The sequence below is a fragment of the Arthrobacter sp. TJ-263 genome, assembly GCF_058269155.1.
This window is the reverse complement of sequence record NZ_JBZCNE010000001.1, coordinates 2,078,367-2,101,258: the sequence shown is the minus strand read 5'-3', so window position 1 is coordinate 2,101,258 and position 22,892 is coordinate 2,078,367. Positions and strand designations below refer to the sequence as shown.

The following is a 22,892-nucleotide window of genomic DNA, read 5'->3' as shown; positions in this document are numbered from 1 at the left end:
ACGAAGGGTCAGGCAGTCCCGCGGGACGCGGGCCGGCCACCCCTTCAGGCGGGCGCCGACCCCCATTACACTGGTGCGCATGACCGGGCAGGATCCGGCCCCACCCGGGGCCGTCACGGCTCCCCAGGGCGGCGCACTTCCCTCCGGGGACCCGGCCGGCCGCTCGCCGCAGGCAACCTCCTTCCGCACCCCGGCCGAGCGGAACCGCACCTTCCTCGGCATCCTCGTGAACACCGGGCTTGCGAACATCACCACCAGCTACCTCTGGTTCGCCCTGACCTTCTGGGCCTACCTGCAGACGCGCAACGTGATCGCCACCGGCGTGATCGGGGGCGCGTACATGCTGTTGATCGCCCTCTCCAGCATCAGCTTCGGCACGTTCGTGGACCGTTACCGCAAGCTCTCCGTCATGCGCTTCGCGGCCGGTTTCACGCTGGTGATGTTCGTGCTGGCCGGGGTCATGTTCCTGGTGACGCCCGCCGCCGGTCTCCTCGATCTGCAGCAGCCGTGGTTCTGGGTCTTCACCCTGATCATCCTGATCGGTGCCGTCGTGGAGAACATGCGGAACATCGCGCTGTCCACCACCGTGACCATCCTCATCGAGCCGGACCGGAGAGCCAATGCCAACGGGCTGGTCGGCATGGTGCAGGGACTGATGTTCATCATCACGTCGGTGCTCTCCGGGCTGTCGATCGGGTTGATCGGCATGGGCTGGACGATCGTCGTCGCCCTGGTGCTGACGGCGCTCGCCTTCGCGCACCTGCTGACGCTGCGCATGCCCGAGGAGGTGCGCGCAGCGGCAACCGATGCGCAGGGCGGGTTCGACCTGCGCGGTTCCGTCGCCGCGGTCCTCGCGATCTCCGGGCTGTTCGCGCTCATCCTGTTCTCCACGTTCAACAACTTCGTGGGCGGCGTCTACATGGCGCTGATGGACCCCTACGGCCTCGAGCTGTTCCCGGTGGAACTGTGGGGGACCTACTTCGCCCTCGGCGCCAGCGGGTTCATCGTCGGCGGCGCCCTGATCGGCAAATTCGGCCTCGGCCCGAATCCCCTCCGTACCATGCTCATCGCGGTGATCATGATGGGGGTCGTCGGCGCGGCATTCACCCTCCGGGAATGGGGGTGGCTGTACGTCCTCGGTATCTGGCTCTACCTGGTCCTGGTGCCGTTCGTCGAGGCCGCCGAGCAGACCGTCATCCAGCGGGTGGTCCCCTTGCCCCGGCAGGGGCGTGTCTTCGGCTTCGCCATGGCGTTCGAGTCCGCGGCCGCGCCGATCACCGCGTTCCTCATCGCGCCGATCGCGCAGTTCTGGATCATCCCGTACGCGCGCTCGGTGGAGGGCGCGGCCCAGCTGGCCCCGCTGCTGGGGGAGGGCACCTCCCGTGGCATCGCCCTCGTGTTCCTGGTGGCGGGCATCGTCATCATCGTGGCCGCCGTCCTGGCCTTCCTGACGCCCGTCTATCGCCGGGTCTCGGCGTCCTATGCCCGCGCGGCTGCGGAGGAAGCGCCGGCGGCCGAAGCACCATGACCGGCAGTCCCTGCCGAGCCGCGACCGGCCCGGAGGGTCACCGCCCGAAGCGCCGCAGGCGCAGCGAGTTCGCGACGACGAGCACCGAGCTCGCGGCCATCGCCGCCCCCGCCAGCATCGGGTTGAGCAGGCCCAGCGCGGCGACGGGGATGCCGACGGCGTTGTAGAAGAACGCCCAGAACAGGTTCCCCTTGATGGTGCCGAGCGTGCGGCGGGACAGCTCGATGGCCTGCGCCACCTGCTCCAGGCTGTTGCCCATCACGGTGAGGTCCGCTGCCTCGATGGCGACGTCAGTGCCGGAACCCATGGCGATCCCGAGGTCCGCCTGCGCGAGCGCCGCGGCGTCGTTGACGCCGTCGCCCGCCATGGCGACGGTCGCCCCGGCGGCCTGCAGCTCCCGGATGGCATCCACCTTGCCCTCGGGTGTGACCCCGGCGCGCACATCGGCGGCGTCGATCCCGACGACGGCGGCCACCTGCAGGGCGACCGCCCGGTTGTCGCCGGTGAGCAGGACGGGCCGCAGCCCGAGGCCGCGCAGCCGCCGGACGGCGGCCGCCGAGCCGTCCTTGACGGTGTCGGAGAGCGTGACGAGGCCTGCGACGTCGTCCCCGATCGCCACCCAGATGGCCGTCCGCCCGGCGTCCTCGGCCGCCGTGAACGTGGCCGCCTGTCCGTCGGTCGGCCGGATCCCGTGGCGCTCGAGCCAACCGGCCCGCCCCACGGTGACCACGACGCCGTCGACCTCCCCGCGTACGCCGCCCCCGGGTGCGCTCGAGAAGGCGTGCGCCCCGGGCAGCCGGCCGGCGGCGGCGGCGTGCTGCGCGATGGCCTGCGCGATGGGGTGCTCGCTCGCGGCCTCCACGGCTCCGGCGAGGCGAAGCAGGTCGGGTGCCGGAACGGCGGCGAGCGCGACGACGTCGTCCACGGCCATGGTGCCCGTGGTGACGGTGCCGGTCTTGTCCAGCACGATGGTGTCCACGGTGCGGGTGTCCTCGAGGACCTGGGGGCCGCGGATGAGGATGCCCAGCTGGGCGCCGCGGCCGGTGCCGGTCAGGAGTGCGGTGGGCGTGGCGAGGCCGAGCGCGCACGGGCAGGCGATCACCAGCACCGTCACGGATGCCGTGAAGGCCGCGTCGAGGTCGCCCGTCAGCACGAGCCACAGCACGAACGTCAGGATCGCGAGCACGAGGACCACCGGGACGAAGACGGCGCTGATGCGGTCGGCGAGCCGAGCGATGCGCGCCTTCCCGCTCTGCGCCTGGCTGACGAGGCGGCCCATCTGGGACAGTACGGTGTCCGACCCGACGCGGGTGGCCTGCACCACGAGGCGGCCCGACGTGTTGATGGTCGCACCCGTCACGGTGTCGCCGGGGCCCACCTCGACGGGGATGCTCTCGCCCGTGAGCAGGGCGGTGTCCACGGCACTGTGCCCTTCGGTGACCGTGCCGTCGGTCGCGATCTTCTCGCCCGGACGGACGACGAACGCGTCCCCGGGGATCAGCGCATCGGCGGGCAGCGTGACCTCGGTGCGCTCGCCGTCGACGGTGCGCAGCACACGCGCCTCCTTCGCGCCGAGGCTCAGGAGGGACTTCAGGGCGTCGCCGGCGCGCTGTTTCGCGGACGCCTCGAGGAAGCGGCCGAGCAGGAGGAAGGTGACGACGACGGCGGCCACCTCGAAGTAGAGGGAGTGCTCCGTCATGTCCATGCCGGCCATCCCGGCGTGCTGGGTCAGGGCGGGATCGGCGAGAAGCTGCCCGGCCGAGAACAGGAAGGCGGCCGTGACGCCGATGGAGACGAGCGTGTCCATGGTGGAGGACAGGTGGCGTGCATTGATGGCCGCCGCACGGTGGAACGGCCACGCGGACCACGTCACCACCGGGACGGACAGCGCGAAGACCACCCAGCCCCAGTTCGCGAACTGGAGGCCGGGCACCATCGAGATCAGCAGCACCGGCACGGACAGGACGGCCGCGAGGATGAGGCGCGCCCGGAGGAGCGACGGCGCGTGGTCGTGCCCGCCGTCCTCGGGGTGCTCGGGGTGCACCACATGGGCGCCGTAGCCGGTGGCCACCACGGTGTCGATCAGGTCCTGGTCGCTGACGGTGGCCGGCACCCGGACGACGGCGCTCTCCAGCGGCAGGTTGACGCTCGCCTCGACGCCGTCGAGCTTGCCGAGCTTCCGCTCGACCCGCCCGACGCACGACGCGCAGGTCATGCCCTGGATCGAGAGTTGGACGACGCGGTGCTCCTGCTCGGTCCTCCGGACTGGGACCTGCTGGGTGGCCACGTCAGGACCCGGCGGGCACCACGGTGTAGCCGGCCTCGGCGACGGCGCCGTCGATCGAGGCGGCGTCCAGTGGCGTGGAGGAGGAGATGGTGGCGGTGGAGGTGCCGCCGTTCACGAGTTCGACGTCGACGGTCTCGACGCCGGGAAGTTCCGACAGTTCACTCTTGACCGCGCTGACGCAGTGGCCGCAGGTCATGCCGGTGATGTTGACGGTGGTGGTGCTCATGGTGGTCTCCTCGGTGGATGGATCAGTACGGGGATGGGGGACGGGCTGGGTGCTGACGGGGTCTGCTGCTAGCGCAGGAGGCGGCCGATCGCGGCGGTGGCTTCCTGGACCTTCTCCTGCACGGCATCGCTGTCGCCGGAGGTCTGTGCGTCCTGTGCGGCTCCGACGACGCAGTGCGCGATGTGCTCCTCGAGCAATCCCATCGAGACGGCGTGCAGTGCCTTGTTGACGGCCGCGACCTGCGTCAGGATGTCGATGCAGTACTTGTCCTCCTCGACCATCCGCGCAATGCCGCGGACCTGGCCCTCGACCCGCCGCAGCCGTTTGAGATAGGCGTCCTTGTCCGCCGTGTAGCCGTGCTGCACGGTGGTCTCCGCATTGGTCCCGGTGGTCATGACTTGGCTCCTCGCATACGGTCCACGATACCCTTGGGGGGTATAACCGCCAAGCCCTACGGTTATTCCTGCGTGGAGGGAACACCCAGCGGAATGCCGTACGTTGGCTAACCGGCACACTCTCGACCCAAGGACGTCCATGACCCTCTCGCTGTCGGGCTGGCAGAAGCGAGTCCTCCTGATCCTCGCCGCAATCGCCGTCGTCGCGTTGTTCGCTCTCGCCTTCACCGCCGGCCGCGTCTCCGCCGGTCCCTCCTACCCCGACGCCGGCAGCGCTGATGCGGGGTTCGCCCGGGACATGCAGGTGCACCACAACCAGGCCGTGGAGATGTCCATGATCGTGCGCGACAACGTGGACGACGAGACCCTCCGTACCATCGCGTACGACATCGCACTGACCCAGCAGCAGCAGGCGGGGCAGATGTACGCCTGGCTCGAGGAGTGGGGGCTGCCGCAGAGCGACGCGCAGCCACGCATGGAATGGATGGCGGCCTCGGGTGACCACGCAGGGATGGACATGGGGGCGGGGGCCGATGCCGGGTCCATGCTCATGCCGGACGGGCTCATGCCCGGCATGGCGACCCCAGCGCAGCTCGACGAGCTGCGCGCTGCGCGCGGCGAGGACGCCGAGCGGCTGTACCTGACGCTCATGATCGACCATCATGAGGCGGGCGTGGACATGGCCGCGGCCGGGGCCGAGCTCGCGGAGACGGAGCAGGTCCGCACGCTGTCCACGAAGATCCAGTCCGGCCAGCAGGCCGAGATCACCCTCATGCAGACCATGCTCGACGCCCTGTAGCGCCGCCCTGCCCTGCCGCCGCCCCGCGGGGCGGTTCAGGGTCGGACGGCCCCCGCCGGTACATTGGGTTCCGGCGCTAACCGAACCGCGGCGACCGCCGCAGCCACCCCAGCACCGAAGGACACCTCGTTGAACAAGAAACGGTCTCAGGAGAACCAGGACCGCCAAGCGCGCCTGGCCGCCATCCAAGCCCAGCAGCGGGCGGGTGAACGCAAGCGCAACGCCCTCATCTTCGGCGGGATCGGCGCCGTCATCCTGGCGATCATCATCGCGGTGACCCTGGTCATCGTCAGCCAGGTGCAGGACAACCGGGAGCGCGAGGCCCAGGCGTCCCAGCCCATCGAGGGTGTCCAGGAATACCCCGACGTGACGTTCGAGCACGTGGACGGCCCCGTGGAGTACGAGCAGTCGCCGCCCGTCGGGGGCGATCACAACCCCGTCTGGACCAACTGCGGCGTCTACACCGAACCCATCCCGAACGAGAACTCCGTCCACTCGCTGGAGCACGGTGCCGTCTGGATCGCGTACAACCCGGACATCGGCCAGGCGGAGATCGACACGCTGACCGAGCTCGTGGGTAAGCGCTCCTACGTGCTGCTCAGCCCCTACCCGGACCTCGAGTCACCCGTCGCCGCCAGCGCCTGGGGCATCCAGCTCACGGTGGACTCCGCAGACGACCCCCGCCTCGCCACCTTCCTCACCAAGTACATCCAGGGCGAGCAGACCCGCGAACCGGGTGCGGCCTGCTCCGGTGGCATCACGCCCGCGGGCCTCGCCTCCTAGGCGATCCCGACGACGGCGCGGCAGGACCCACCCTGGGCTGCCGCGCGCCGTCGTCCACCCGCCGTGGCGCCGTCCCCGGCGCCTCCGTTGTCTCCCCGGACGAACACTTCGGTACCGTGGCTAGTCAGGGCTGCACATCGGCGGCCCCTGATGATCGGAAGGTGCCCGTCGTGACCGACGACCGGATTCTCGGAGAACTGTCCCTTCCCGGGATGCTGCAGGACCTGGTCCTGGACAGCACGGACATCAACGAGTTCCTCGACGGGCTCGCGAGACTGGCCGCGGACACCCTCTCGACCCCGGACCGGGAAGTGATGTCCGGAGTCACGCTCCTGCGGCGCCGGTCCACGGGGACGGTGGCCAGCAGCAGCGAGCAGGCGAAACTCATGGACGAGGTCCAGTACGCGTTCGACGACGGACCGTGCATCCGGGCTGCCCGGGACGGTCAGGTCTACCACGTGGAGGACTTCCTCGAGGAGAAGCGCTTCGGCGACTACACGGCAGCCATCGTGGAGCACGGGATGCGCTCCGCCGTCGGCGTGCCCATCCCGTTGGACGGCCTCGCGGCGGCCGGCCTGAACCTGTACTCGCCGCAGCCCCGCGCCTTCGACGACGAGTCCATCGCCGAGGCCGTGCAACTGGCCACCGAGGCCTCGAAGTTCCTCCGCCTGGCGGTCCGGGTGGCCCACCTCACCGACACGGGCGAGCACCTGCGGGCCGCGATGAACTCGCGGACCACGATCGACGTGGCGGCGGGCATCATCATGGGTCAGAACCGGTGCAGCCACGAGGCGGCCATCACCATCCTCAAGGCCGCGTCCAGCGGACGGAACATGAAGCTGGCGGACGTCGCCGCCGCCGTGGTCACCTCGATCGGCCAGCAGCTCCCCGAGACGCACTTCGTCCCCTGACCGCGCGGAGCCCCATCGTCGCGCTTCCGGGCACCCCGGGCCGATCGGGTGGTTGCTCCCGGCCCGAGGCACGAGGTCACCCCGCGCGGGTGACGTGTCGCGTATCGCCGGTGCGCAGGATGAGTACGGACGTCTTCAGCATGGCTGAGACGGCCAGGAGGGCCGGCGGACTGGCTCCGGCCCGGTGTGCAGATCCGGCCCGACCCGAAGGAGACGACATGTGTCGTTGGCTAGCGTACTCAGGTTCCCCCGTGCGATTGGACGACCTCCTCTACAGACCCGTCAACTCCCTCGTCATGCAGAGCAAGCACTCACGGATGGGCGTCGAGACCACCAACGGGGACGGGTTCGGCGTCGGGTGGTACGGGACCGGGCCGACCCCCGGGGTCTACCACAGCACGGAGCCTGCCTGGCATGACCGCAACCTGCGCGAGCTCGCAGGGCACGCCTCGGCAGGCCGCGTCTTCGCCCACATCCGTGCCACGACCGGCACAGCAGTCCAGCAGACGAACTGCCACCCGTTCCGTCACGGCCGGTGGCTCTGGATGCACAATGGGGTGCTCCTGGACTTCCCGAAGGTGAAGCGCGATCTGGCCATGGCGGTCGAGCCCAGCCTCTACCCCGAGATCGAAGGGTCGACGGACTCGGAGCTGTTCTTCTACCTCGCCCTGACCTTCGGGCTTGAGCGGAACCCCCGCGCAGCGGTCGCGGAGGCCGTGGGCCTGATCGAGGACACCGGGCGGCGCCACGGCATCGACTACCCCATCCAGATGACGGTCGCCACCACCGACGGCGACACCACCTGGGCCTTCCGGTACTCGAGCGAGGGCAACTCGCGATCACTGTTCCACAGCAACGACATCGCGACCCTCCGCGCCCAGTACCCGGACAACCCCCTGATCCACGAACTCTCGGACGATGCGCGGCTGGTGGTCTCCGAGCCATTGGGCGATCTCCGTGGCGCATGGCGGGAAGTGCCGGACGCCACCTGCGTCGTCGTTCACGGAGGCGAGCAGGAGCTGTACCCGTTCGCCCCTGCGCTTCCGGTCGCCGCAGCTGTCTGACACATCTCCGGCATCCGTCCGCCGGACGTGATGGCGCCCGCCGGGAGGTCACCCCGGGCGGGTGACGCGCCGCCTGTGACCGGCGCACAGGATGAGACTGCGGTGGCCCGTCGGACCGCCCGTGACACTGAGAAACGGAGGTCTTCAGCATGGCTGAGACATTGGATGAACTAGGGCCGGTGGATTGGCTCGTCGTGGAGTTCCCCGGACCGGACTTCGGTAGAGGCCAGATCGCCCCGTTCCTGGATGACCTGGTCAACCGTGAACTCGTCAGGGTCCTCGACATGGCGTTCCTGCGGAAGAACGCGGACGGCGCCCTCGAGACGGCGGAGATCTCCGACCTCGACGAGACAGAGCTCGGCGGGGTGCGCATGGCCGAGGCAGAGCTCGCCATGGTGCTCTCCGAGCAGGACATCCTGGACCTGGCCGAGACGATCGAGCCCGGCCATTCCGCCGCTGTACTCGTCTGGGAGAACCAGTGGGCGGCCCCGTTCGGTGCGGCCGTCCGGAAGGCCGGCGGCCAGCTCGTGGCCAGCGGCCGGATCCCGACCCAGGCCGTCATCGCCGCCTTCCAGGCCGATGAGGCCGAATCCCGGTCAGCCGAAGGAATGAAGGAAGGAGTCTGACATGCCACTCGCAGCACGACGCAGGCGCAGGACCGCTGCCGCCGTCGGTGGCGCCATCGTCGTCGCCCACGGGATCAACCGTCGCGGAGACCGCAGGGAGGATCGACGGGACGACCGCGGGGACCGGCGCGAGGATCGCCGCGACCGACGCGACTGACGTCACCGCAGGCGCGTCACAAGTGCATCCCTGACAGGTTCGGGTCTTGTGGCGCGTGCGGAGGCGCCGTACTCTGCGGTCCATGGCGCTGGACGGCTCCCTGATCGATTGGCTCCTGACCTCGGATCCCTCGCTCCGATGGCAGGTGGAGCGGGACCTCGCCGGTGCGCCGGAGGAGGCCTGGATGCACACGCGGGACCTTGTCGCCACGGAGGGTTTCGGCGCACTGCTCCTGGCCCATCAGGACGCCGATGGGCAGTGGGCCGGTGGCGCGTTCTTCCCCGCCGGGTTCGACCTGGAGGGTCGCGAAGCCGCCGCGTCGGACGGACAGCCCTGGACGGCGACCACCTGGTCCCTGACGAGCCTGCGGCAATGGGGTCTGGACGCCGGCGCCCTGGGGGACACCGCGGAGCGGCTCCGGGTCAACAGCCGCTGGGAGTACGACGACCTGCCCTACTGGGGTGGCGAGGTGGACGCCTGCATCAACGGTATGACGCTCGCCAACGGAGCGTGGCTCGGCCTGGACATGGGTGCGCTGGCGGAGTGGTTCGTGGAGCACCAGGTCGACGAGGGCGGCTGGAACTGCGCGGGGGTGGAGGGCTCACGGAGGGCGTCCTTCCCGTCCACCCTCAGTGCTCTGGATGGAGTGCTCGATTACGAGATCCTCACCGGCGGGAGCCGACGGCTCACCACCGCCCGGCATGCGGCCGAGGAGTACCTGCTGCGCCGGCGGCTGCTGTACCGGCTGGGCACGGGCGAACCCGTGGCGGCCTGGGTCGGCGCATTCGCTTACCCGTTCCGGTCCTACTACAGCGCACTGCGCGCCCTGGACTACTTCCGTCGTGCAGCGGAGCATGACGGCGCGGCGCCGGATCACCGGCTCGAGGACGCCGTCGAGCTCGTCCGCACGGCCCGGCAGCCGGACGGCTCCTGGCTGCAGCAGCGCCGCCACCCCGGCGAGGCCTGGTTCGACGTGGACGTGCCGGCGGGGGTACCGTCCCCCTGGGTGACGTTCCACGCGGCGCGGGTGCTCCACTGGTGGGATTCCGCCCGCGGCCCCGCGGAGAGCGCCGCACCGTCGAGACAGGGGGGAGGATCATGACGAATCGTCGACCGGGCGTCATTGCGGCGACGGCGTCCCTGGTGCTCCTCGTCCTCACGGGCTGCGACGGGACCGGACCCGCCGCCGCGCCGGAACCGCCGGCGGAGGGCAACGTGCTCGACGCCGCCGATGTCCTGACGTCCGCCGAGGAGCAGGAGCTCGACGCGCTCATCGACGGGCACAACGGCCGGACCGACGCCGCGCGCGTGGCCGTCCTGACGGTGGAGGACGCCGGCGGGTCCATCGAGGACTACGCCCGCTCCGTCGCGACCGCCTGGGGCGTGGGGGACGCCGGCGCCGACAACGGCGTGCTCGTCGTCGCGGACACCGGGGAGCGGGAACTGCGTATCGAGACCGCCGACGGCGTACGCGAGGCGTTCTCCGACGACGACGCCGCGCAGGTCATCGGGGACGTCCTCGAACCGGCATTCGCCGACGAGGAGTACGCTGCGGGGCTGACGGAGGCCGTCGGCCGGATCTACACCTACGCGCAGGGCCAGGAGCCGGTGAAGGAGCCGTTCGACTGGGTGCTCCTCGGCTGGGTCGCGGGCGGCCTCGCCGTCCTCCTCGGCGGCATCGTGTGGCTGTTCGCCGCGGACTCCCGCCGCCGTCGTTCCATCGCGAACGAGGAGCTGCGGGCAGCGGAGGACGCCGACCCGGACCTCCGCCTCACCGAGCAGCAGCGCGACGCCTACCGGAAATACCGGTACGGCCACCGGAACGACGACGCCGTGAGCAACCCGGCCGTCTGGCTCCCCCTCTATCTCGCCAACCCTGCGCTCTACTCCGGGGGCAGCGGGGGCGACACCTCGGGGTCCTCCTTCAACGGAGGCGGCGGGTTCAGCGGCGGCGGGGCGTCGGGCAGCTACTGACCGCAGGGGGACGCGCCGGCCCTACTGATCGACGGCTGCGCCGATCGGTTCGAGCACGACATCGGGGAAGTCCTTCCGGAAGTGCCCCACCTTCCACTTGTCCCCGAACACCGCCACGATCTCGCCGTCGGACCGGAAGAGGATCTCGCCGCCGCGGAAGGTCCCCGGGACGCCCTCGCTCTCCGGCGCCACCCGCATCGCGAGCGTGTAGGAGAGATTGTCCAGCGACGTCGGCGCGTTGAACTCGGTGCCGAGCCGCTCGGCGGCGACCTCGAACTGCAGTGCCCCGACGGCGGCGAGCACGGGCGCCTGGTCGCCGCGGAGGTCCGAGCGCAGCACCTGCACCACGCCCTCGTGCTCGAGCTGTTCGATCCCGCGGCGGAACTGCTTGTACCGTCCAGGATCCTTGGCGCGGGCGACGGCGAACAGCTCGGGGGAGAAGCGCGGGATGTCGGGGAACTGCACGGGCTCCTCGGCGAACAGGCTGTCGCCGACGCGGAGGCTCGTCGCGTTCACGAGCCCGACGACGTCGCCCGGCCACGCCGTGTCCACCACCTCGCGGCTGCGTCCGAGGACGCGGTGCGCGTACTTGGTGGCGAAGGGCTTCCCGGTGCGCTGGTTGGTGATGACCATGCCGCGCTCGAACGTGCCGGAGCAGATACGCAGGTAGGCGATGTGGTCGCGGTGGGCGCTGTCCTGGCCGGCCTGCACCTTGAACACGAAGCCGGACATCGGCGCGTCGATGGGGCGCGGCTCGTCCTCCTTGGAGGGCCGCGGGGAGGGGGAGGGGGCCACGTCCACCAGGATGTCGAGGAGCTGGGAGACGCCGAAGTTCTTGGCCGCGGCCGCGAAGAGGACGGGCGTCTGCCGGGCCGCCTCGAACTCCTCGCGGTCGAAGGAGCCGTTCGAGGATTCGACGAGACCCGACTCCTCGCGCGCATCGAGCCAGGCGCCGGAGTCACGCGGATCGAGCGCGTCGATGTCCACCTCGGTCTCCGTGGCGGCCTGGGCGCCGGCCTCCACGGCCGTCAGTGCGATCGCGCGCTCGGCCCGGAGGTCGATGAGTCCCTTGAACTCCCCGGCGATCCCGGCCGGCCAGGTGAGCGGGACCGGGGTCATCCCGGTGCGCTCCCCGACGTCGTCGATCAGGCCGAGGGCGTCGAGGCCCGGCCGGTCCCACTTGTTGATGACGGTGATGATCGGGATGTTCCGGGCCTTGCACACGGCGAGCAGCTTGACGGTCTGCGGTTCGAAGCCCTTGGCGGCGTCGATCAGCATCACCGCGGAGTCGACGGCGGCGAGGACGCGGTAGGTGTCCTCCGAGAAGTCCGCGTGGCCCGGGGTGTCGACGACGTTGAGGATGGTGTCACGGTAGGTCAGCTGGAGGGCCGCGGAGCTGATCGAGATGCCGCGCTCCTGCTCGATGCCCATCCAGTCCGAGACGGTGGCGTGACGGCTCGACTTGCCGTGCGTGACGCCGGCGTCCTGGATGGCCCGGGCGAGGAGCGCCAGCGCCTCCGTGAGCGTCGACTTCCCGGCGTCGGGGTGCGAGATGACGGCGAAGGTACGACGGCGGCCGGCCTCGCGGCGGACGGCGTCGGCGTCGAGGACGGGGGATTCGGTTAGCAGGGCCACCCTTCCATTGTCCCCGATGCCGGCGGGAAGCCCGTCGGAGGAGGCACCTGTTCGCTGTCCGCATGGGTGCGGGCGCCCTGGACGGCCTGTGGCGGCGGATCCCGACGGAGTTCCCGGCGTCAGGGCAGCTCGAGCCGCATGAGGATCCGCGGGAACCCGTTCACCACCGACGCGGTGTCCGCCGCCTTCCTGAAGCCCGCGGCCTCGAAGAGCCGACGCGTGCCCACATAGGCCATGGTGGTGTCCACCTTCCCGCCCGCGTTGTCCACGGGATACCCTTCGACGGCCGGCGCTCCGTGACTGACCGCGAAGTCCACAGCGCCGGCAAGGAGCCGATGCGAGATCCCCTGGCCGCGGTGGCCCGGCCGCACCCGGATGCACCACGCCGACCACACGTCGGCGTCGTCGACGCGGGGAATCGTGCGGCTGCGGGCGAATGCCGTGTCGGCGCGCGGGTGGACCGCGGCCCACCCGACGACGTCGTCGCCGTCGTAGGCGAGCACCCCGGGCGGCGGATCCTGATGGCACAGGCGCTGCACGAGGTCGCCGCGATCCTGCCCTGTCAGTGCGGCATTCTGCTTGGCCGGGAGCCGGTAGCTGAGGCACCAGCAGACATTCGCGTCCACGCGTCGGGGTCCCACCATCGTCGCCACATCCTCGAACGTCGTCGCCGGGCGCACCTCGATCACCATGACCCCACTGTTCCACCTGCGCCCCGGCCGGACAACGGCCACGGTGCCGCGGGAGGGTGCCCGCGTACCTCGTGGGTCCCGCGCCTGGCAAGCCCTTTCGAGACTCATTCCAAGGCCACGGGTCGGCAAATGCTAAGTAGGCTGATGAAAGGAGTCCCAAGCAGGGTCCCTTCCCAACCTAAGGAGCGCCATGATTCGCAAGACCGCAGCTACCGCAGCCCTCTCCCTCGCCATCCTGACGGGAATGGCAGCCCCTTCCATCGCCTCTGAAGAGCCGGCGCCCACCACCCAGACCCAGGAGAGCGACGACAGCGGCGACAACGGCCTGTGGGGCCTCCTCGGCCTCCTCGGCCTGGCCGGCCTGCTGAAGAAGAACAAGAAGGAGCACGTCGACCACCGTGCCAACGGCGCCTCGAGCGTCAACGACCCGAACCGCACCGGACACTAGGTTCCGGCACCCGGCCGGCCCGCAGCGTAGGGCCGCCCGATGACATGAGGGCCCATTCCTTCCGGAATGGGCCCTCATGGTGTTCCCGGGGGCGCCTAGTGGTCGACGCGCTCCGCCGTGGTGTTCCGCAGACTCCACGCGGCCAGGACGGACGCCCCGACCATGAGCAGCGCCGCGATGCCGGCTGTCAGGGTGACGCCGCTGTCGAAGGCGTGGAACGCCGAGTCCCGGAGCAGGGCCGCGCTGGTCGGACCGAGCTGGGTCGCCACCTCGACCGCGCCGCCGAGGGTCTCGGTGGACGTCCCCGCCTGGCCGCTGCTGAGTCCCGTGGGGAGCAGCAGGTTCCGCTGGTAGGACGCCAGCAGGATGCTGCCGAGGACGGCGGTCCCCAGGACGGAGCCGACCTCGTAGGCGGTCTCGGACACGGCGGATGCCGCGCCCGCCTTGGCTGCGGGGACGGAGGACAGGATGAGGTCGTTGGAGACGGTCTCGGATGCGCCCACGCCGATCCCGAGGATCACGAAGGCGGCCATGAGGAAGCCCGCGGACCCGCCTTCGCCGAGCAGGGCGATCATCGCGTAGGCGACGGCAGAGAACATCAGGGCGACCGAGACGACGAGGTGCGGCCGACCCCGGCGGGCCAGCGGCACGACGGCGAGGCCGGCGATGATCGTCACGAGGAGGCCCGGCAGCAGGACCAGTCCGGCGTCGAGCGGGCTGAGCCCGAGCACCAGCTGGAGGTGCTGCGAGACGAAGAACAGGAAGCCCACGAGCGAGAAGATCGCGAAGAGGTTCACCAGGACGGCGCCGCTGAACGCGCGCACCGTGAAGAGGCGGACATCGAGCATGGGGTTGCGGCGTTGCAGCTGGCGGGCGACGAAGACGGTGCCGGCCGCGATGCCGATGAAGGCTGCCGTCACGGAGATGAGCAACGGGCCTCCCTTTGCGAGGTTCTTGATGGCGTAGACCACCGGCAGCATGGTGCCGATCGACAGTACGATGCTCGCGTAGTCCACGAGCCCCGGATGGGAGTCCTTCGATTCGGGCACCAGGACGGGGGTCAGCGCGAGCATGAGCACCAGCACGGGAACCGCCAGGAGGAAGACGGAGCCCCACCAGAAGTGCTCGAGCAGGGCGCCGCCGAGCAGGGGGCCGAGCGCTGCGCCGGCCGAGAAGCCCGCGGCCCAGACCGCGATGGCGATCCGACGCTGGTTCCGGTCCAGGAAGATGTTGCGGATGAGCGAGAGGGTCGAGGGCATGAGCATGGCGCCGAAGACGCCGAGACCCACGCGTGCGGCGACGAGGAACGCCGCCGTCGGGGCGAACGCCGCGACCACCGAGAAGACGGCGAACCCCACCGCGCCGATGATGAGCAGGCGGCGGCGGCCGAAGCGATCGCCGAAGCTGCCCATCGCCACCAGCAGGCCGGCGAGCACCAGGGGATAGCTGTCGACGATCCAGAGCAGTGTGGTCCCGCTCGTCGCGAAGTGGCGGGAGATCTCGGGCAGGGCGAAGCTCAGCACGGTGTTGTCCACCGAGACCAGCAGCACCGGCAGCATCAGCACGGCGAGGGCGAACCATTCGCGGCGGCCGGCCAGGGGATCGGGGGAGTGAACGGCACGCGGGTTCACCCCGGATGCACGTGCGGAGGAGGAAGGTGTCATGGTCATCCATCTAAGCTATACCGTCCAGCCGGTACAGTACAACAATCGTGACCGGTATCATCAGTAGGTGTCCAGTTCCCGCGAGCGCATCCTCGACAGCTTCGAGAACGCCCTGATCCGCGATGGCGAGAGGGCCGCCACCATGGAAGCGGTGGCCGCGGCCGCCGACGTCTCCAAGGGCGGACTGCTCTATCACTTCCCCTCCAAGGAGGCGCTCGTCGACGGCCTGGCCGACCGCCTCCGCGGCCTCGCCGACAAGGACCGCGAGATGATGACGGCGGCACCGGACGGGGCGGCCCGCTACTACGTCCGGACGTCCGTCTTCGAGGACAGCCCGCTCGACCGCGCGCTCGTGTCCATGGCGCGCCTCGCCCAGCAGGGGCACCCGACGGCGAAGGCCTCCCTCGCCGACATCCAGGAACAATGGCTCGACGCGCTCGATGCTCAACTCGGCGACCGCACCACGGCGCACGCCGTCAAGCTCCTCGGCGACGGCCTCTACTACGACGCGGCCTTCTTCGCCTCGGCCGGGACCGGCAGCACCAGTGGCGCGGAGATCGACGAGCTCCTCGGCGTCGTGGATCTCATCGTCAGTCGGAGCGGACGCGGCGCCACCGCGCCCTGACGAGCCCCGTCCCGTCCTCCGGCGCCGGGACGGTTCCGAGGGAGGAAGGCCTCACTGGAGTGAGGCCTGCAGACAGGACCGACCGGGCCGAGCGGCCCGGGCACTCAGCGAGGGGACAGTGGATGATCAAGGGTTTCAGGGACTTCGTTCTGCGCGGTAACGTGATCGAACTGGCGATCGCCGTCGTCATCGGCAGCGCGTTCACCGCCCTCGTCAGCGCCTTCACGGCGAACATCATCAATCCGGTCATCGCCTCCGCCGGCGGGATCGACGCGGCCGGCCTCGGCTTCCGGATCCGACCGGGCAATGACGCCACCTTCGTCGACGTGGGCGCCGTACTCACGGCCGTCATCACGTTCCTCATCACGGCGGCCGTGGTCTACTTCCTGTTCGTCGTACCCATGAACCGCGCCCGTGAGCGGCTGCGTGCGCTCGCCGCGCCGGAGGACCCCGAAGAGGCGCCGATCCCGGTCGACACCGCACTCCTCACGGAGATGCGCGACCTGCTGAAGGATCTGGCCTCCAGGGAGACCCGGCGGTGACCGGGGCGCCTGCGGGTCTTCGCACTCTCCGCCCGCAGGCCCCGCCGCTCTGCGCGGCCGTCCGGGTGGTGGCGCGCTAGCGCCTCGTCGTGGCGAGGTCCGACGTCGACGGCCCCTCGAGCAGCTTCCCGTCCGCCGTGAAGCGAGACCCGTGGAGCGGGCAGTCCCAGGACCGCTCGGCGTCGTTCCAGGAGAGGATCCCCTTCAGATGCGGGCAGACGGCCGACACGCGGTGCTGCACGCCGTCGACCGTGCACACCCCGATGGGGCGCGCACCCTCGCGGATCACCCGACCCTCCCCTTCGCCGGGCGTGGAGGACGAGGATCGCGCGAGGCCGCCCAGCCACCCGGTGACCATCTCCATGCCGACGACGGCGTTCGCCTGAGCCGTCTGGAGTGCGTCCGCCGGGCTGACCCGCGTGCGGTACAGCGTCTCGGCCCACGGCATGTTGCCGCCGAGGATCTCGCCCGCGAGGGCCAGTGACGCCGTCACCGCGTTGGTCATGCCCCACTTGTTGTAGCCGGTGGCCGCGTAGAGGTGGCCGCCTCCGGCGGGCACCTTGCCCACGTAGGGGACCGCCGCGGCCGGCGTGTAGTCCTGGGCCGACCAGGCGTAGGCGGGGCGTGCCGTCGGGAAGTACTCCCGTGCCCACCGCGTGAGGCCGTCCACCCTGGCCCGGGTGTTGGAGCTGTGGCCCACCTTGTGGCCGTTGCCCCCGACGATCAGGTACGTGGTGCCCTCGACGACGGCGGTGCGCAGGGACCGGGTGGGGGAGTCCGCGCTGAGGTACATGTCCTCCGGGACGTCGCCGTCCACGGTCAGGGCCACGCAGTACGAGCGCATGGGCTGCAGCACGGCGAAGTAGCCCCCGCGGTCGAGGATGGGGATGCCCGTGGCGAGGACGACGGTCGACGCCGCCACCGGGCCCGCGCTGGTCCTCAGCTCCACGCCGTCCGCCCCCTCGCGAGCCTTCGCGACGCCCTGCACGCGGACGCCCTCGACCAGCGTGCCGCCGTGCCGCCTGAACTCGGCGGCCAGCCCGGCCAGCACCTCCAGCGGATGGAACTGGGCCTGGCCCTCCAGACGCAGCGTCCTCCGCACGGGGAAGGGCAGGGCGGCCGCGCTGCCGAGCTCGGTGGCGAGGCCGGCCGCGACGCACGCCTCGTGCTCGTCCGTCAGCTTCCGTGCTCCGGTGTCCGTGGTGGCGTACTGGACGGCGTCCCGGGTCTGATAGTCGATGCCGTGCTCGTCGCAGAAGCGCAGCAGCCAGCTCTGCCCCTCGCGGTTCCCGAGGACGTAGGCCCGGGCGAGCCCGACGTCGTGGTGCTTCAGGATCGCCGAGATGCTCGTCCCCTGCAGGAGCGAGAGCTTCGCGGTGGTGTTGCCCGTGGTCACCGCTCCGGTGGTCCGGGCCTCCAGGACCGCCACCCGGTGCCCCGCCCGGGACAGCAGGAGCGCCGTCGTCAGCCCTGTCAGTCCTGCCCCGACGACGACCGAGTCGTAGGCGGCGCCGGCCGGCAGGGTGTCCGCCGGGATGTGCGGAGCGGTATCGAGCCAGAGCGATCTCATGGTGGTCCCTTCCGGATCCGGTCGGTGGTCCCCACCGAACCACTAAGCCTGCTTACAGTCAAGGGTCCGGGCCCGTCGGTGGCGGGCGCTAGGGTTGCCCGACGACCGTCCCCTGCAGGAAGGCACCTCCGTGCACGTCCAGCTCGTCCTTCCGCACCAGCTCTTCGAGGAGCATCTCGAGGCATCCCCGGACACGCACTTCGTCCTCCTCGAGGACGACCTGATGTTCCGCAGCCTGCGGTTCCACCAGCAGAAGCTCGTCCTGCACCGTGCGGCCATGACCATCCTGGCGCGGCGGCTCCGGGACGCGGGCTACGGTGTCGACTACGTCGAGACCTCCGCGGAGGCCACCAGCCAGGAGCGGCTGGCGGCCGCGCTCGCGGACCGCGACGCCACGCACGTGACCTACTACGACGTCGTCGACGACTGGCTGGACCGGCGACTCACGCGGACCCTCGCGGATGCCGGCGTGGCGGCGCGGGTCCTCGAGACCCCGCAGTTCCTCACGTCGCGCGACGTCCTCGGGACCTACTTCTCCTCGCACAACTGGCGCATGCAGACCTTCTACGAGTGGCAGCGCAAGCGGCTCGGCATCATGGTGGAGGCCGGCGGCTCCCCGACGGGCGGGAAGTGGAGTTTCGACGCGGATAACCGCAAGAAGCTGCCGAAGAAGATCGACCTGCCGGACCTGCCCCGGTTCGAGCGGCCGCCGGAGGTCGAGGACGCCATCCGCTGGGTGCAGGGCGCGTTCCCGGACAACCCCGGCACCGCGGAGTCCTTCAACTGGCCCGTCACGCACCGGCAAGCCTCCGATGCCCTCGAGGCGTTCCTCACCGAGCGCTTCGAGCTGTTCGGGCCGTACGAGGACTCGATCGCGGAGGGCCAGACCTACCTCTTCCACTCGGCGCTGAGCTCCAGCATGAACACCGGCCTCCTCAGCCCTGCCGAGGTGGTGGACCTCGCCCTGGACTTCGCCGACCGCCACGACACGCCGATCGCCAGCGTCGAGGGCTTCGTCCGCCAGGTCATCGGATGGCGGGAGTACATCCGGGCGTCCTACGTACTCCGCGGGCGGGAGATGCGTACCGGCAACACGCTCGGGTTCACGGCGGACCTCCACGAGGGCTGGTGGACCGGGGACACGGGCCTCGCGCCGGTGGACTCCGTCATCACCCGCGTCCTCGACACCGCCTACGCGCACCACATCGAGCGGCTCATGGTGCTGGGCAACGCGGCCCTGCTGATGCGGGCCAAGCCGGACGCCGTCTACGAGTGGTTCATGGAGATGTTCATCGACGCCTACGACTGGGTGATGGTGCCCAACGTCTACGCGATGAGCCAGTTCGCGGCCGGGACCATGATCACCACCAAGCCGTACGTCAGCGGCAGCAACTACATCAAGAAGATGAGCGACTTCAAGGACGGCCCCTGGCGGTTCAGCTGGGACGCGCTCTACTGGGAGTTCGTCGGCGACCACCGGGAGCTGTTCGCCCGCAACCCGCGGTCGAACATGGTGGTGGTGCTCCTCGACCGCATGGATCCCGAGCGGCGGGCGTCCCTGCGGGAGGAGGCGGCGCGGTGGCTCCCGGGCGACGGGGCGACGACGGCCGTGCCGCCCGCGGACGTGTCACCGGCCGGTGGGGCGACGGCGGCCACGCTTCCCGGCCTATAGTCGGAATCATGGAACAGAGAACCCTTGGAAGAACCGGCCGTCCCGTCTCCGTCGTCGGCCTCGGCACCTGGCAGCTCGGCGCGGACTGGGGCGAGGTGGAGGACAAGGACGCCGTCGCCGTCCTCGAGGCGGCCGTCGACGCCGGCGTGACCTTCTTCGACACCGCGGACGTCTACGGCGACGGGCGCAGCGAATCGACCATCGGGGCCTTCCTCAAGGACAACCCGGGCCTGGACGTCCTCGTCGGCACGAAAATGGGCCGCCGTGTCGATCAGACCCCCGAGAACTACACGCTGGCCAATTTCCGCCAGTGGATCGACAGGTCGCGGACCAACCTCGGCGTCGACGCCCTGGACCTCGTCCAACTCCACTGCCCGCCGACCGCCGTCTACAGCTCCGACGAGGTCTACGACGCGCTCGACACCCTCGTCAGTGACGGCGTCATCAGGAACTACGGCGTCAGCGTGGAACGCACCGACGAGGCGCTCGAGGCCATCGCGCGAGGCAACACCGCCAGCGTGCAGATCATCCTGAACGCGTTCCGCCTCAAACCGCTCGACGACGTCCTGCCCGCGGCGCAGGCCGCGGGCGTCGGGATCATCGCGCGGGTCCCCCTGGCCTCCGGACTCCTGTCCGGCAAGTACACGAAGGACACCGCCTTCGCCGAGGACGACCACCGCACCTACAACCGGAACGGCGCCGCGTTCGATGTCGGGGAGACCTTCTCGGGCGTCGACTACGCGACCGGCGTCGAGGCCGCCCGCGAGTTCGCGGGGTTGGTGCCCGACGGCGTCACGACCGCCCAGGCAGCCCTCGCCTGGATCATCGCCCAGGAGGGCGTGAGCACTGTCATCCCGGGTGCCCGCAACCCCGAGCAGGCCAGGACCAACGCGGCGGCGCCCGGGTACACGGGCCTCGGCGCGCAGTTGAACACCGCCGTCGTCGACATCTACGACCGCCGTTTCAGGGACGCCGTGCACCCGCGATGGTGATCCGCCGGCCGGGAACCCGCCCGTACCACGGGCGGGTTCCGCACGGCCGGACGCTCGGCTATGGTGGGCAGTATCACGTCAGGCGGAGTTAGAGGACGTCTGTCATTGTTGAATCACCGACGAAGGAATCGACATGACTGAAAACACCTCAGGCGCCAGCGCGGGCGAGTCGCACACCATCCGTGACTGGACGGACCTCGCGGAAGAGATGTGGTCCTATCTGACGGGCCGCGGTGCCGCGATCAACTACACGCTGCAGGACATGACCATCGAGGTCCCGCGTGATATCGGCCCCGACGCCCCGCGCGCCACCTGGAAGTTCGACGGCACGCTGCGGATCACGACCAGCGACAACGCAGCCGGCGGCTCCGACCCGCACGCCACCTGATCCGCCGCACGCATCATGGCGTCATCACTCAGGTTCGACATCGACATCGATTTCTCGCTGGGGGAGCCGGCCCTCGACGGCAAGCCGGAAGCACGGCTGTCCGGCACCGTGAAGGCGGCCGGCTCCGCCGTCGAGATCTTCGTCGACGACCCCGGCTCCTTCCGCGGGAACAACCTCCCCGGCCTCGGGCAGGTGCGGAGCGTCGCCCGGCAGCTGGCGGAGCGCGGACTGTCGGTCTCGGTCTCCGGGCCCAAGGGCCTGCTGGTGAGCATCGGTGCCGTGGAGTCCTCCCTGGCGCAGCGGCTCATCACGCGCTCTCCCCATATCCGCCTCGGCTCGCCGGGTACCCTCGCGCCCCTCCTCGGGATCGGCCGGCGCGCACTCGAGACGGGCGATGCGCCGTCGCTCATCCCACCCTCCACGCCGTTCCCGCTCGTCCCGACGGTCAACCGCCGGATCCGACGGACCATCACGACGACGCACTACCTGCGGGGAGGGGGGCGTCCCCGCCTCATCTTCGTGCAGAACTCCGCTACATGGACCGGCCAGGTGCCGCGCGAGTTCGAGTTGGTCGCCGAGCGCACCACGATCGGCAGCGGCGAGGACACGATGCTCACCCTCACCGGCCTCGACGACCTGCATGCGGAGGTGCTCCACACGGAGGACGACGAGTACGTGCTGGTGCCGCATGGCGTCATCACGGGCAGTGTCAACGGCAGGGAACCGTCCGTGCTCCGCACCGGGGCGCGCATCCAGTTCGGGGAGTGGGCGCTCGCGTTCTTCCGCGAGGAGTACGCGGACCACGGGCGGCCGTTCGGCGGCCGCAGCGGTGGCGAACTCGCCTACCAGCGCCCGCAGCGCAATCCGCGGACCGGTGTCACCGAGGTGGACGGCTCCGCCGGCGTCGGCGACTTCCGACGGCGGCCGCGCTGACCCGGCTACCAGCAGGAAGGCGCGTGCGGCGTGGCCGATGACGTCGAACTCCTGTTGGCACCGGCGTCGGAGGCGTTCCTGCTGGAGGACTGGGCTGCGCTGGAGGCCGCAGGCCTGCCCAACCAGTCGCAGCACCAGTCCTTCAGCAACGCCCCGCACATCACGCTCGCGGCTGCGGCGCGCATCGACGACCGCTACGACGTCGACCTCGCATCCGCCGCGGAGGGGGACGCGCTGGAGCTGGTGACGGCGGGCTTCCTCGTGTTCCCGACGCGGCGGAAATTCGTGCTCGCCCGCCAGGTGGTGGCCGACGCCGCCCTGACGGACCTTCACCTCCGCATCTGGCATGCCCTCGACGGCGTGCCGGACGCCGTGCCCACCACCGTGCCCGGTGCGTGGACGCCGCACATCACGCTCGGCCACGGCCTCACCGCGGACCAGCTGGCGTCCGCGCTCGACCTCCTGCGGCACCGACCGCCGGAGCGGCTCGATGCGGGGATCGTCCGGCGCTGGGACGCGAAGGAAAAGCGCCTCGTGCTGCTCGGCGGCGGATAGTCCGGGATTCAGCGGGTCTCGATCGGCCCGTCGCGTCCTACCGCCGCGCGGAGGGCAGCTGAGGTTGTTTATCGGGGGCTGAATGCTCACCCGCAGGCGGACGGCTTGAGCTCTACCCGCCGACAGGTGGATGCCCCTACGAACTCATGTGTGTCCAAGGCCCAACCAGTCCCAGCCATATGCACGCGTTCGGTTCCGTCAGGACCTGGTGGTCGTGGTACTGGTGCACCGCACGAAGCCGAGTTGCCCTCACGGGGGCGTGAGACGTTCTCTCGGTGAGACTCGTAGGTGAGACATTGATGTCTTTATCGCGACGCAGAACCGGGGCGATTACCTGGAGGGCGTCGTGGCATCTCAGGAACCGTAAGGTTCTTGAGACGCACTGAGATGGGCCCGAGTCGGGGTCGAGGTACGTAGGTGGCACCT

At 70.3% G+C, this 22,892-nt stretch carries 24 protein-coding genes; 17 read left to right on the top strand and 7 right to left on the bottom strand.

Features of this window, described 5'->3' with window-relative positions:
• Positions 1 to 79 precede the first annotated feature (79 nt).
• Entirely contained in the window at positions 80 to 1,528 is a 1,449-nt protein-coding gene (locus AC4D2F_RS10140) for an MFS transporter (RefSeq protein ID WP_490910423.1), read from the top strand.
• A gap of 37 nt (positions 1,529 to 1,565) precedes the next feature.
• Here AC4D2F_RS10140 and AC4D2F_RS10135 read toward each other — a convergent pair whose 3' ends face one another.
• The 3 genes from AC4D2F_RS10135 to AC4D2F_RS10125 form a co-directional block, all read right to left on the bottom strand.
• Positions 1,566 to 3,815, bottom strand: a complete 2,250-nt coding sequence (locus AC4D2F_RS10135) for a heavy metal translocating P-type ATPase (protein ID WP_490910422.1) — start codon at positions 3,813 to 3,815, stop codon at positions 1,566 to 1,568.
• A 1-nt stretch (position 3,816) separates the two neighbouring features.
• On the bottom strand, positions 3,817 to 4,041 hold the full coding sequence (locus AC4D2F_RS10130) for a heavy-metal-associated domain-containing protein (protein ID WP_104167652.1): 225 nt from the start codon (positions 4,039 to 4,041) through the stop codon (positions 3,817 to 3,819).
• A gap of 68 nt (positions 4,042 to 4,109) precedes the next feature.
• Positions 4,110 to 4,436: a metal-sensitive transcriptional regulator gene (locus AC4D2F_RS10125; protein ID WP_104167653.1), complete on the bottom strand. Its 327-nt coding sequence runs from the start codon at positions 4,434 to 4,436 to the stop codon at positions 4,110 to 4,112.
• Between the two features lie 139 nt (positions 4,437 to 4,575).
• Here AC4D2F_RS10125 and AC4D2F_RS10120 point away from each other — a divergent pair, with 139 nt between their 5' ends.
• From AC4D2F_RS10120 to AC4D2F_RS10085, 8 genes are all read left to right on the top strand, one after another.
• Entirely contained in the window at positions 4,576 to 5,235 is a 660-nt protein-coding gene (locus tag AC4D2F_RS10120; protein WP_490910421.1) for a DUF305 domain-containing protein, read from the top strand.
• A gap of 129 nt (positions 5,236 to 5,364) precedes the next feature.
• A complete protein-coding gene (locus tag AC4D2F_RS10115; RefSeq protein ID WP_490910420.1) occupies positions 5,365 to 6,018 on the top strand; it encodes a thioredoxin-like domain-containing protein in 654 nt (217 codons plus the stop codon).
• Between the two features lie 170 nt (positions 6,019 to 6,188).
• Positions 6,189 to 6,929 (top strand): ANTAR domain-containing protein, encoded by a 741-nt coding sequence (locus AC4D2F_RS10110; protein WP_490910419.1) that lies wholly within the window; start codon positions 6,189 to 6,191, stop codon positions 6,927 to 6,929.
• A gap of 218 nt (positions 6,930 to 7,147) precedes the next feature.
• Positions 7,148 to 7,993 (top strand): class II glutamine amidotransferase, encoded by an 846-nt coding sequence (locus AC4D2F_RS10105; protein ID WP_490910418.1) that lies wholly within the window; start codon positions 7,148 to 7,150, stop codon positions 7,991 to 7,993.
• A gap of 149 nt (positions 7,994 to 8,142) precedes the next feature.
• A complete protein-coding gene (locus tag AC4D2F_RS10100; protein ID WP_104167656.1) occupies positions 8,143 to 8,619 on the top strand; it encodes a DUF6325 family protein in 477 nt (158 codons plus the stop codon).
• A gap of 1 nt (position 8,620) precedes the next feature.
• Positions 8,621 to 8,776: a hypothetical protein gene (locus AC4D2F_RS10095; RefSeq protein ID WP_156135027.1), complete on the top strand. Its 156-nt coding sequence runs from the start codon at positions 8,621 to 8,623 to the stop codon at positions 8,774 to 8,776.
• Positions 8,777 to 8,858: 82 nt separating this feature from the next.
• Positions 8,859 to 9,878, top strand: a complete 1,020-nt coding sequence (locus tag AC4D2F_RS10090; RefSeq protein WP_490910417.1) for a squalene cyclase — start codon at positions 8,859 to 8,861, stop codon at positions 9,876 to 9,878.
• Positions 9,875 to 10,750 carry a TPM domain-containing protein gene (locus AC4D2F_RS10085; protein ID WP_490910416.1) on the top strand — a complete coding sequence of 292 codons (876 nt, stop codon included), beginning with the start codon at positions 9,875 to 9,877 and terminating at the stop codon, positions 10,748 to 10,750. The genes AC4D2F_RS10090 and AC4D2F_RS10085 overlap by 4 nt, the downstream gene beginning before the upstream one ends.
• A 21-nt stretch (positions 10,751 to 10,771) precedes the next feature.
• Here AC4D2F_RS10085 and AC4D2F_RS10080 read toward each other — a convergent pair whose 3' ends face one another.
• Positions 10,772 to 12,385, bottom strand: coding sequence for a peptide chain release factor 3 (locus tag AC4D2F_RS10080; protein ID WP_490910415.1), 1,614 nt, complete (start codon positions 12,383 to 12,385; stop codon positions 10,772 to 10,774).
• 119 nt (positions 12,386 to 12,504) lie between these two features.
• Positions 12,505 to 13,077: a GNAT family N-acetyltransferase gene (locus AC4D2F_RS10075; protein WP_490910414.1), complete on the bottom strand. Its 573-nt coding sequence runs from the start codon at positions 13,075 to 13,077 to the stop codon at positions 12,505 to 12,507.
• Positions 13,078 to 13,267: 190 nt separating this feature from the next.
• On the opposite strand from AC4D2F_RS10075, the gene AC4D2F_RS10070 reads away from it, so the two are divergent.
• Positions 13,268 to 13,525: a WGxxGxxG family protein gene (locus AC4D2F_RS10070; protein ID WP_104167660.1), complete on the top strand. Its 258-nt coding sequence runs from the start codon at positions 13,268 to 13,270 to the stop codon at positions 13,523 to 13,525.
• A 95-nt stretch (positions 13,526 to 13,620) separates the two neighbouring features.
• Here the strand turns inward: AC4D2F_RS10070 and AC4D2F_RS10065 are convergent, their stop codons facing one another.
• Complete coding sequence (locus AC4D2F_RS10065; RefSeq protein WP_490910547.1) at positions 13,621 to 15,189, bottom strand: MFS transporter; 1,569 nt, start codon at positions 15,187 to 15,189, stop codon at positions 13,621 to 13,623.
• Between the two features lie 67 nt (positions 15,190 to 15,256).
• On the opposite strand from AC4D2F_RS10065, the gene AC4D2F_RS10060 reads away from it, so the two are divergent.
• Complete coding sequence (locus AC4D2F_RS10060) at positions 15,257 to 15,814, top strand: TetR/AcrR family transcriptional regulator (RefSeq protein ID WP_104167662.1); 558 nt, start codon at positions 15,257 to 15,259, stop codon at positions 15,812 to 15,814.
• Positions 15,815 to 15,936: 122 nt separating this feature from the next.
• Positions 15,937 to 16,356, top strand: a complete 420-nt coding sequence (mscL, locus tag AC4D2F_RS10055) for a large conductance mechanosensitive channel protein MscL (RefSeq protein WP_490910413.1) — start codon at positions 15,937 to 15,939, stop codon at positions 16,354 to 16,356.
• Positions 16,357 to 16,432: 76 nt separating this feature from the next.
• Here the strand turns inward: mscL and AC4D2F_RS10050 are convergent, their stop codons facing one another.
• Positions 16,433 to 17,926 (bottom strand): FAD-dependent oxidoreductase, encoded by a 1,494-nt coding sequence (locus AC4D2F_RS10050; RefSeq protein WP_490910412.1) that lies wholly within the window; start codon positions 17,924 to 17,926, stop codon positions 16,433 to 16,435.
• A gap of 94 nt (positions 17,927 to 18,020) precedes the next feature.
• On the opposite strand from AC4D2F_RS10050, the gene AC4D2F_RS10045 reads away from it, so the two are divergent.
• From AC4D2F_RS10045 to AC4D2F_RS10025, 5 genes are all read left to right on the top strand, one after another.
• Entirely contained in the window at positions 18,021 to 19,598 is a 1,578-nt protein-coding gene (locus AC4D2F_RS10045; RefSeq protein ID WP_490910411.1) for a cryptochrome/photolyase family protein, read from the top strand.
• A gap of 8 nt (positions 19,599 to 19,606) precedes the next feature.
• On the top strand, positions 19,607 to 20,590 hold the full coding sequence (locus AC4D2F_RS10040; protein ID WP_490910410.1) for an aldo/keto reductase: 984 nt from the start codon (positions 19,607 to 19,609) through the stop codon (positions 20,588 to 20,590).
• Between the two features lie 133 nt (positions 20,591 to 20,723).
• Positions 20,724 to 20,978 carry a hypothetical protein gene (locus AC4D2F_RS10035; RefSeq protein WP_181033619.1) on the top strand — a complete coding sequence of 85 codons (255 nt, stop codon included), beginning with the start codon at positions 20,724 to 20,726 and terminating at the stop codon, positions 20,976 to 20,978.
• 15 nt (positions 20,979 to 20,993) lie between these two features.
• The gene (locus AC4D2F_RS10030; protein ID WP_490910409.1) at positions 20,994 to 21,911 is read left to right on the top strand and encodes an FHA domain-containing protein; all 918 of its coding nucleotides are present in this window, start codon (positions 20,994 to 20,996) and stop codon (positions 21,909 to 21,911) included.
• A gap of 30 nt (positions 21,912 to 21,941) precedes the next feature.
• Entirely contained in the window at positions 21,942 to 22,466 is a 525-nt protein-coding gene (locus AC4D2F_RS10025) for a 2'-5' RNA ligase family protein (RefSeq protein ID WP_490910407.1), read from the top strand.
• Positions 22,467 to 22,892: the final 426 nt, after the last annotated feature.